At 67.4% G+C, this 10,246-nt stretch carries 7 protein-coding genes and 1 pseudogene; all 8 read right to left on the reverse strand.

Going from position 1 to position 10,246, the window contains the following annotated elements; genetic code table 11:
• The coding region (gene rpoB, locus QH290_RS05380) for a DNA-directed RNA polymerase subunit beta (protein WP_280382141.1) at nt 1–2,424 on the reverse strand (2,424 nt) is incomplete at its 3' end.
• Between the two features lie 469 nt (nt 2,425–2,893).
• Nucleotides 2,894–3,682, reverse strand: coding sequence for a type VII secretion protein EccB (locus tag QH290_RS05385; protein ID WP_280382138.1), 789 nt, complete (start codon nt 3,680–3,682; stop codon nt 2,894–2,896).
• 12 nt (nt 3,683–3,694) lie between these two features.
• Nucleotides 3,695–4,405, reverse strand: coding sequence for a hypothetical protein (locus QH290_RS05390; RefSeq protein WP_280382139.1), 711 nt, complete (start codon nt 4,403–4,405; stop codon nt 3,695–3,697).
• Nucleotides 4,406–4,467: 62 nt separating this feature from the next.
• Nucleotides 4,468–5,709 carry an MlaD family protein gene (locus QH290_RS05395; RefSeq protein WP_280265634.1) on the reverse strand — a complete coding sequence of 414 codons (1,242 nt, stop codon included), beginning with the start codon at nt 5,707–5,709 and terminating at the stop codon, nt 4,468–4,470.
• Complete coding sequence (locus QH290_RS05400; RefSeq protein WP_280265633.1) at nt 5,706–6,944, reverse strand: MCE family protein; 1,239 nt, start codon at nt 6,942–6,944, stop codon at nt 5,706–5,708. The genes QH290_RS05395 and QH290_RS05400 overlap by 4 nt, the downstream gene beginning before the upstream one ends.
• Complete coding sequence (locus QH290_RS05405) at nt 6,941–8,206, reverse strand: MCE family protein (RefSeq protein WP_425301678.1); 1,266 nt, start codon at nt 8,204–8,206, stop codon at nt 6,941–6,943. Before QH290_RS05405 ends, QH290_RS05400 begins: the two co-directional genes overlap by 4 nt.
• Complete coding sequence (locus QH290_RS05410) at nt 8,206–9,216, reverse strand: MCE family protein (protein ID WP_280265632.1); 1,011 nt, start codon at nt 9,214–9,216, stop codon at nt 8,206–8,208. The genes QH290_RS05405 and QH290_RS05410 overlap by 1 nt, the downstream gene beginning before the upstream one ends.
• A pseudogene (locus QH290_RS05415) lies at nt 9,216–10,246 on the reverse strand (MCE family protein); the annotation flags it as partial. The pseudogene QH290_RS05415 and the gene QH290_RS05410, both read right to left, overlap by 1 nt.

The following is a 10,246-nucleotide window of genomic DNA, read 5'->3' on the forward strand; positions in this document are numbered from 1 at the left end:
CGCCCGCAGCAACCGCTCCTCCGGCGTCAGCTCCGTCTCACCCTTCGGCGTGACCTTGCCGACCAGAATGTCACCATCGCGGACCTCCGCACCGATGCGCACGATGCCACGCTCGTCCAGATCCGCGAGCACCTCGTCGGAAACATTCGGAATATCCCGGGTGATCTCCTCCGCACCGAGCTTCGTATCGCGAGCGTCGATCTCGTGCTCCTCGATGTGGATCGAGGTGAGGACGTCCTCCTCCACGAGGCGCTGCGACAGGATGATCGCGTCCTCGTAGTTGTGACCCTCCCACGGCATGACCGCCACGAGCAGGTTCTTGCCCAGCGCCATCTCACCGTTGTCGGTGGACGGACCGTCGGCGAGCACCTGACCGACCTCGACCCGCTGCCCCTCGTCCACGATCGGACGCTGGTTGGCGCAGGTCCCCTGGTTGGACCGGGAGAACTTGCGCATGCGGTAGCTGCGGCGGGTGCCGTCGTCGTGCATGACGGTGATGTAGTCGGCCGAAACCTCCTCCACCACACCGGCTTTCTCGTTCACGACCATATCGCCTGCGTCCACCGCCGCGCGCAGCTCCATGCCGGTGCCGACCAGCGGCGCCTCGGCGCGGATCAGCGGCACGGCCTGCTTCTGCATGTTCGCACCCATCAGGGCGCGGTTGGCGTCGTCGTGCTCGAGGAACGGGATCATGGCCGTCGCGGCCGACACCATCTGGCGCGGCGAGACGTCCATGTAGTCGACCTCGTTCGGGAAGACGAACTCCATCTCCTCGTTGCCGCGGCGCGCGAGCACGCGATCGTCGATGAAGTTGCCGTTGTCGTCGATCGGCGAGTTCGCCTGGGCGCGGACGTGGCGGTCTTCCTCGTCGGCGGTCAGGTAGACGACCTCGTCGGTGACCCGGCCGTCGACCACCTTGCGGTACGGCGTCTCGATGAAGCCGAACGGATTGACCCGCGCGAACACCGACAGCGTGCCGATCAGGCCGATGTTCGGGCCTTCCGGCGTCTCGATCGGACACATCCGGCCGTAGTGCGACGGGTGCACGTCGCGGACCTCCAGGCCCGCGCGCTCACGCGACAGACCACCCGGGCCCAGCGCCGACAGGCGGCGCTTGTGGGTCAGGCCCGACAGCGGGTTGTTCTGATCCAGGAACTGCGACAGCTGCGAGGTGCCGAAGAACTCCTTGATCGCGGCCACGACGGGACGGATGTTGATCAGGGTCTGCGGCGTGATGGCCTCAACGTCCTGGGTCGTCATGCGCTCGCGCACCACGCGCTCCATGCGCGAGAGGCCGACCCGGATCTGGTTCTGGATCAGCTCGCCGACGGTGCGCAGGCGACGGTTGCCGAAGTGGTCGATGTCGTCGACCTCGACGCCGACCTCGACGCCGCCGGGGGCCGTCATGACCCGGTCGCCCTGGTGCAGGCGGACCAGGTACTCGATGGTGGCGACGATGTCCTCGCGGGTCAGCACCGAACCGGTGACCGGCTCGCCGGCGTGCAGGCCCAGCTTCTTGTTGACCTTGTAGCGGCCGACGCGGGCCAGGTCGTAGCGCTTCTCCTTGAAGAACAGGTTCTCCAGCAGGGTCTGCGCCGACTCCTTGGTCGGCGGCTCGCCCGGGCGCAGCTTGCGGTAGATGTCGAGCAGCGCCTCGTCCTGACCGGCGGTGTTGTCCTTCTCCAGCGTGGACATCATGATCTCGGAGAAGCCGAAGCGCTCGGAGATCTCCTCGGTCGTCATGCCCAGCGCCTTCAGCAGCACGGTGACCGGCTGGCGGCGCTTGCGGTCGATGCGCACACCCACGGTGTCGCGCTTGTCGACGTCGAACTCCAGCCACGCGCCACGGCTCGGGATCACCCGGACGCTGTGCAGCAGCTTCTCCGTGCCCTTGTCGATGGACTCGTCGAAGTACACACCGGGCGAGCGGACCAGCTGCGAGACCACGACGCGCTCGGTGCCGTTGATGATGAACGTGCCCTTGTCGGTCATCATCGGGAAATCGCCCATGAAGACCGTCTGAGACTTGATCTCACCGGTGTTGTTGTTGATGAACTCCGCGGTGACGAACAGCGGCGCCGCGTAGGTCATGTCCTTGTCCTTGCACTCCTCGATCGAGGCCTTGACCTCTTCGAAGCGCGGATCGGAGAAGGACAGGGACATCGAACCCGAGAAGTCCTCGATCGGCGAGAGCTCCTCGAGCACCTCCTCGAGACCGCCGACCGGGGTGACGTCGCCGCGGGCACCGGCCCGTTCCCGCCAGTCCGGTGAGCCGATCAGCCAGTCGAACGATTCGGTTTGTAGATCGAGAAGATCCGGAACCTCCAAGGGTTCGCGGATCTTCGCGAAAGACACCCGCTTCGGGGCTCCGGGGATACCGGCCTTGGTCTGGGTGGAGACTGCCAAGATGCGTCCTTCCAGCACCTCACGCGGGCCGCGGTGGCGCCTGTACGTACGAGGCACCACAACGACCGTCGCTTGTCTTTGCTACGAATTCCGCTGGTTACACCCCGAACGAAACCCGAACAGCAAAAAACGGAAGTAACACCTCGACGGTGGAACTTTCGTAGTGCGATCAAGGTATGGACAGGAGGCAGCCAGCGCAACGTCCAAACCTACACCCCTACAGAGAGGGTGTCAAAGTACCATCCGAACCGCGTTTCGGACGGCTGGCGCGCCGGACCCGTTTTCCGCTGGCTGCGTACGGACCTCCGGCGGCGAATCCACCCGGGCCCCAGGCCCTGTGACAGCTGCCGCTGCTGTGAATAGCGTGACGGGTCGGACGAAACTCGTCAAGTGTGGACGGGGGCAAATCCCCTGCTGGTCCCGCTGCGAGATCGCCTGCGGCCCTGGCGAATCACCCGCTGAGCTGTGGCGATTGCCAGCAGTTAGCTCAGCGGTCGGAGATTTCGCTCGCCAGCCAGTGGCCGTTGATCTTCTCCATGTGCAGCACGATCGGACCCGACGCGCTCTCCTGCGGAACGTTGTTCTTGGTGGAGCTGACCGTCAGGTTGACCAGCAGTTCGGCGCGAACCGGGGTGAGCAACGTCACACCGATCGGGTCGGCGGTCGCCTGCGCGGTGGACTGCGCCTGCTGGACCGCCGACACGGTGGTGTCGGCGAACTTGTCGAAATCGGTCAGCATCTTGCCGGTGACCACCTTGTGCACGGCGTCCTTGTATCCGCCGATGGTCTTCGCGTCATAGGAGTAGACCGTCTTCAGCGCGTTGTCCGCCGCGGCCGACACCTCCTGGGTGGCCTTGGAATCCACGAACGCCTCGTTCCCGTCGGCCACCCCCGGCCGAAACGCCGCAACCACCGCGAACGCTGTCAGCACCACAGCAGCCACCACCATGCCTACGACGAGTCCCCACGAGGAGTTCACGCTGCCAGGCGTCCGATTCCGGCCAAAAGCGCGCCGGAAAAATGAGGTGGAGGCGTCGATCGACGCCGCATCGGCTGCGGACCGCGACGAGCCTCCGGACGTGACTCGGGACGTGGCGTCGGAGCTACCTTTCGGCTCGGCGCCGGACGTGGCCTTCGATGCGGCGCCGCGGGTTCGGGCACCCGGGCGGGCGGTTGTGGAGCGGCGGCGGGCCGGGCGCTCGGCGGGCTCGGCGGATTTGCTCTCCGACGGGCGCATGCGCGGCGAGATCTTGTTGACGGGGCGGCGCGAGTTCATGGCGGGTACCTCCTACGATCCGGGCTGGCCCTGCGGCGCGGGCGGCGCGTCACCGGCGGGAGGCGCGGGGTCGGCCCCCGGGGCGGGCTGGCCCGGCGCGCCCGCGAGATCGGGCGCGTTCAGCGGCACCATCTGGCCCAGCGAATTCGCCTGCTCGGTCTTCCAGGTATCACCGGCCTCGGCCATGTCCAGCGTCCAGGTCGCACGGAACGACTGCACCGGGACGTTCGGCGCGGTCTGGGTCAGCTGCAGCACCACGATCGCGGTTGCCTTGTCGCGTTCGCTGTTGAGCGAGCTCAGCGAGGCCCCGACGACCTTCGCCTCGATCTTGGTCTTGGAGTTCTCGGCGGCCTGCTTGATGCGGTCGCGGTTCTGGTCGAGCTGGGTGAGCATATCCCCCGTCATGGACGACTTCATCAGGTCGATCGAGCCGTCGACGTTGTCGGGGTTCATCGAGGACAGGTTTATCGCGGCCTGCCGCGCCGCATCCAGCGCGGTGTCGCGGGCGTCCGCGCGCGGGCCGTCGGTGAACCAGGCCGCGCGCGCCCAGCCGATGCCGAACCAGGCCGTCGCGACCACCGCGACGACCAGCCACACGGCCGCGACGGCGGTGACCACCGTCCGGACCGTGGCGGCGGCCGATCGCTTCGCTGTCGGCGGGGCGGCCTCGTCGGCGGGCTCCTGCGCAGGTTGCGACGGCTGGTCGGTCAGATCAGAACTCACAGCGACACCCTAGCGTCGTCATTTTCCGGACTCATTCACCCGGGTCGGAGCTGTGCGCCCCGTCACCGCTTCGGGGTCACCCCGATGAGGGGAGCCAACTGCGAGGCGACCGGGTTCAGGTTCAGCTTCTCGGGATCGGTCTTGGGCGTGGCATCCCACGGCTGCGGGATGCTCGGATCGGCCAGCTCGGCGCGTTCGCCGCCGCGCACGGCGGTCGGGTTCCCGAACGGCACAGCACATTTCGCGTCGGTGTTGAACGGGAAATCGTCGCGGGTGTCGTCGAAGTTCGGGTTCTGCGCCTTCATCTGCTCGAGGGTCCGCTGGGTCCCCTCGTAACCGACCGTGCAGGCGGGCGGGTTGTTGGTCTCGAGCACCAGGCCGAAGTGGCTGGTGTTGTCGCCGGGCGCGGTGGCCGAGCCGCCGATCGACAGCAGCGGCAGCATCTGCACCAGCGGCGCGAGCGCGTAGTACTTCGGCGAGACCGCCAGCAGCAGCGACCGCAGATTGCTCAGGTCCCGGGTCAGCGGCTCGGCGGTCTGCGTCAGCAGGTCCCCGATCGACTTGCCCGCGTCGGTGCCCGTGCCGATCAGCCGCCGGATGTCGGGATCGTTGGCGCGCAGCTGCAGCGACAGCTTGTCCAGGCCGTCGCTGAAGCGGCGGATGGACGGCGACTGCTCCGCCTGGGTGCCGAGCACGGTCTGCGCGTCGCGGATCAGATCCACGGTCTGCGGCAGGGCCTCCACGCCCGTCTGGCTGAACTTGTTCAGCGAGTCGATCAGGATGCGCAGGTTGTCGCCCTGGCCGTCGAAGGCCTTGCCCAGTTCGGTGACGGTGGTGGACAGCGCCTGCAGATCCGTGGTGCTGGCGAAGGTGTTGACGCTGGCCAGCAGGTCCTCCACCCGGATCGGCACCTCGGCGCCGTCGATCACCGAGCCGTCCTTCAGATACGGGCCGCCGGAGGTGGTCGGCACCAGATCGACGTACTGCTCGCCGATCGCGGAGCGGTTGGCCACCACGGCCTTCGCGGTCTGCGGCACCTTGGGCTTGCTCGAATCCATCTCGAGGTGCACGACCACGCCGTCGGGGGTGATGTCCTGCGCGCCCACGCGCCCGACGGGCACGCCGCGATAGGTGACCTCGGCGCCCTTGGACAGGTTGCCCGTCTCCTTCATCGTCACCCGCACCTCGTACTGGCCGAAGCCGAGCATGTGGTCGAGCTTGATGTACTTCCCGCCGACGAAGACGACACCTACCACCGCGATCAGCGCGAACGCGATCAGCTGGTAGCGCACCAACTTGCTCATCGCGGCTTCACTCCCAACTGCTCCAGGATCGAGCCGATCGGATCACCCGGCGGACCGCCCGCCGGAGCGACCACGGTCGGCGGCAGCGGCACCAGCGATACCGTCGGCCAGCCCGGGCGCGGGCCGTTGCCGTTGTAGTACGGGTTGCTCGGGTTCACCGGCACCGGCGGCCCGTACCGCGGCGGGACGTACACCGGATCCGGCTTGCCCACACCGAGATTCGACAGCGTGGTGCCGATCTGCAGATCCACCGACAGCCAGGTGTTGACCGAACCGCCGATCGCGGACTTGATCGCCTCGTCGGGGAACGGGTAGGTGGGGATGAGCGGGAAGGCGGACACCAGATCCGGCGCCGAGCGGCCCAGCTCCTGCAGCGTCGGCTGCAGGGCCCGCAGGTCGCGGATCAGGTTCTCCTTGGACTTGTCCAGCACGTCGAAACCGGCCTGGCCCACCCGGTCCAGCTGCTGCAGCAGCCCGATCAGCTGCGGCCGCTGCTCGTCGAGAATCTTGATGCCCGCGGGCAGCTCCTCGAGGATCTTGCCGATCTGCTCGGTCTGCTGGCCGACCCGGGTCGACAGCGTGCCGAGGCTGTCCAGCGCCCGCTGGATGTCGTCGACCTGCTGGTTCAGCCCGTCGATGAGGATATTGGCCTGGTCCAGCAGCGAGCGCACCTTGTCCTCGCGGCCGCCCAGCGCCTTGTTCAGCTCCACCACGATCGGCTGCAACTGCGCCACACCGCCGCCGTTGAGCAGCAGCGACAGCGCGCCGAGCACCTGCTCGACCTCGGTGGCGTGCCGCGTCCGGTCCACCGGGATGACCGAGCCGTCCTTCAGCTTCGCGGTGTCGGGATCCTGCTTGGGCGCCGACAGTTCGACGAACTTCTCGCCCAGCAGATTCGACTGCTTCACCTCGGCGTGGGCGTTGGCGGGCAGCTGCACCGACGAATTGACCAGCGTGCGCACGCTCGCGGTCCAGCCGTCGGGCGCCATCTCGATCTTGTCGACCCGGCCCACGGCGACACCGTCCACCTTCACCGCCGACTGCGGCACCAGGTCCAGCACGTCGTCGAAGTGGACGTCGATGTGCATCGGATGCTCACCGACATCGGCGCCGCCGGGCAGCGGGATGCTGTAGATGCCGTCCGAGGAGCAGGAGGTCACCAGCGCCGCGGAGATGCCGAAGACCGCGGCCGCCACGAAAGGCCGTCCGGCCCTGCGGGTTCTGCGAATCCTCATCGCTGCCCACCTTCCTGCTGCGACGGCGGCAGTTGGTCGGACGGCGTGCCCGGGACCGTGCCCGGGACCGGGGCACGCTGCTGGTTCTCGCCGCTGAGGATGCCGAACGGCAGGATCAGCGACGGCGTCACCACACCGGCCTTGACCTGGTCGGTGATCGTCTTGCACTGATCGAGGATCGGGCGCAGCTGCCGGCTGATCGCATCGAATTTCGGGTCCCCCGGCCGCAATTGGCCGAGGTCGAGCATCTTGCAGACGACGCCGAACGGGTTCTGCAGATCGGTGAAGTTGGCCCGCATGTCCAGCGTGCCGGATTCGCCGTTGTGCACGTTGATCAGGTTGCTCAGCGCCAGCGGCAGCACGGGCAGCAGGTTGGCGACGTCCTGACGCTGATCGGCCAGGGTCTGGGTGAGCGTGGTGAGCGCTTCGGCGTTCTGCGCCACCAGATCCCGGTTGTCGTCGATGAACCGGGCCACGTCACCGAGCCCGATCGACAGCAGGTTCAGCGCCTGGCCGAGGTTCTGGCGTTCGTCGGCGAGGAAGCCCGCCAGATCCGCCAGCTGCGCGTTGAACTGCCGCACCTGCTGGTCGTTCTCGGCCAGGGTGCGCACGAAGACCTGCAGGTTCTTGATGGTGTCGAAGATGTCGCCGCGGGCGTCGGACAGGTAGCGCGCCGCGTGCGACAGCTGCGCCAGGCTGTTCTGCAGCGCCTCGCCGTTGCCGGCGAAGTTGGCCGCGCCCGTGCGCACCAGATCGTTCAGCGCGCCGTCCTTGTTGGCGCCGTTGGGGCCCAGCGCATCCGAGAGCTGGGCGATGGACTTGTACAGCCGGTCGACCTCCACCGGAGTCGCGGTGCGCTCCTTCGGGATGGTCGCGGTGCGCGGCATCTTCGGCCCGCCCTTGTAGACCGGGGTGAGCTGGATGTAGCGGTCCGACACCACCGACGGCGTGATCTGGGCGGCCTTCGCATCGGCCGGAATGTCGTACTTGCGATCCACGGACATGGTGACCTTCACCTGGTCACCGACCGGGTCGACGGAGTTCACCGAACCCACCGGCACCCCGAGGATGCGCACGTCCGAACCCTCGTAGATGCCGATCGACTTGTCGAAGTACGCGGTGATCTTCGTGGTGTTGTAGTTGTCGAACAGCCACCACAGCACACCGGCCAGCACGACCACCGCGGCCGTACCACCGGCCACGAGCATCTTGGTGCCGCGTCCGGCCTCCCGGAACGCGGTCATCGGATCCCGGCGAGCCATCAGTTGCCTCCCAGGTTGCGGATCGGCGGACGGTCGCCCGGGATCTCCGGCAGCGCCGGCGGCATCAGGTTGACGATGACCGCGTCGAACCAGCGGCCGGTGCCCAGCACATTGGCGTACAGCCCGTAGAACGGCGCCGCCAGCGTCAGCGTCTTGGAGATGTTCTGCTGGTTGTCGTTCAGCATGTCGATGGACTTCTTCAGATTCGTCAACGCCGGGCCGATCTGCTCCTCGTTGTCGTGCACCAGCGCGGTCAGCTCGGCGGCGACGGTCTTGGCGCCCGTCAGCAGCTGCGAGATCGCCTGCTGGCGCACGTTCAGCTCGGCCAGCAGCTGGCCGCCGTTGGCGAGCAGCCGTTCGAATTCGGCGTTGCGGTCGGCGAGCACCTTGGTGGTCTTGTTGGTCGCCGCGAACAGCTTCTTGAGCTCCTCGTCGCGCTTGGCCAGCGTCTCCGACAGGCGGCCGATGCCGTCGATGGAACCGCGGATCTCCGGCGGCGTACCCGAGAACGCCTCCGACAGCACCCGCATGCTGGTGGCCAGCTGGGCGGTATCGGTCTGCTCGATATCCGCGGCGGCGTCGCTGAACGCCTCCACCACGTCATAGGGGGACACGGTGCGCGACAACGGGATCCGCTTGCCCGGGTCGGCGGGGCTGCTGCCCTTGGGATCCAGTGCCAGGTACTTCTGGCCGAGCAGCGTCTTGATCTGGATCGACGCGGTGGTCGCGTCCCCGACCCAGGCGTCCTTGGTGCGGAAGTCCACCACGGCCTTGTCGCCGTCGAGGTACACATCCGACACCGAGCCGACCTTGACGCCCGCGATGCGAACCTCGTTGCCCTTCTTCAGCCCGGCCGCCTCGGAGAACTCGGCGGTGTACTTGGTGCCCGCGCCGATGATCGGCAGCCGGTCCAGGAAGAACACCGAGACGGTGATCAGCAGCACCAGGAACAGGCCCAGCCCGCCCATGAAGGCCGGGCTGCGCTTGCCCATCAGTTGACGGTCGTCCATCAGCGGCCACCCTTCCCGTGACAACGCGGGGCCGGGTTGGTGTAGAGCGGCTGGTTCACCGTCGGCAGATCCGCGATGGCGGGCGGAATGTTCAGCTGCGGCGCGTCCTTGGTGCCCGGCCCGGCGACGACGTCGATGCCGCACAGATAGAACTGGAACCACGAGCCGTAGCTGGCGGCACGGCCCAGCTTCTCCATCTTGATCGGCAGATTCGTCAGCGCCTCGTTCACCTCGGGGGAACGGTCGTTGAGGGTCCCGGTGAGCTGGTTCAGCCCGGCGATCGAGCCCTGCAGGGTCGGCCGCGTGGGCACCAGCAGGTCGGCGGTCGCCGAGGCCAGGTTGCCCAGCGACTGCACCGCCGAACCGATGGTGCCGCGCTCGGCGTTGAGGCCGGTGATCAGCGCCTCGGTGTTGACGATCAGCTCGTTGAGCTGGCCGTCGCGCGAATTCACCGAATCCAGCACGGCATTGAGGTTCTTCACGATCTCGCCGATCACCGCGTCCTTGTCGGCGATCTTGTTGGTCAGGCTGGCGGTGTTCGACACCAGCTCCGTGATGGTCCCGGATTCACCCTGGAACACCTGGATGATCTCGTAGGACAGCTTGTTCACATCGTCCGCGGTGAGCGTCTGGAACAGCGGGCGGAACCCGTTGAACAGCGTGGTCAGGTTCAGCGCCGGCGTGGTGCGGTCCAGCGGAATCGTGCCGCCCTTGTTCAGCTTGCGGCCCTGCTGCCCGGTCCCCTGCTCCAGCGCGATGTAGCGCTGGCCGACCAGGTTGCGGTAGCGGATGGTGGCGGTGGTGGAGGCCGGGAGCCAATCGCGGTCGGTCAGCTCGAATTTCACCTCGGCCTGATTGCGATCGACGATCGAGACCTTGCTCACCTTGCCGACCCGCACGCCGGCGATGCGCACCTCGTCGCCCGGGGTAAGCGATGTGCCAAGGCTGAACCGGGCCGTGAATTAGCTGCCGCCGCCGGAGTTGGTGGGGGTCGTGAGTGCCCGCACCCCGGGAGGCGGCAGGGGGACGG

The sequence above is a fragment of the Nocardia wallacei genome, assembly GCF_029869545.1.
GTDB lineage: Bacteria > Actinomycetota > Actinomycetes > Mycobacteriales > Mycobacteriaceae > Nocardia > Nocardia wallacei_A.

What these genes read in the sequence shown, in the direction of transcription:
- QH290_RS05385 (WP_280382138.1), bottom strand. Translation starts at nt 3,682, where the DNA reads ATGAACTCGCGCCGCCCCGTCAACAAGATCTCGCCGCGCATGCGCCCG.
- QH290_RS05395 (WP_280265634.1), bottom strand. Translation starts at nt 5,709, where the DNA reads ATGAGCAAGTTGGTGCGCTACCAGCTGATCGCGTTCGCGCTGATCGCG.
- QH290_RS05400 (WP_280265633.1), bottom strand. Translation starts at nt 6,944, where the DNA reads ATGAGGATTCGCAGAACCCGCAGGGCCGGACGGCCTTTCGTGGCGGCC.
- QH290_RS05405 (WP_425301678.1), bottom strand. Translation starts at nt 8,206, where the DNA reads ATGGCTCGCCGGGATCCGATGACCGCGTTCCGGGAGGCCGGACGCGGC.
- QH290_RS05410 (WP_280265632.1), bottom strand. Translation starts at nt 9,216, where the DNA reads ATGGACGACCGTCAACTGATGGGCAAGCGCAGCCCGGCCTTCATGGGC.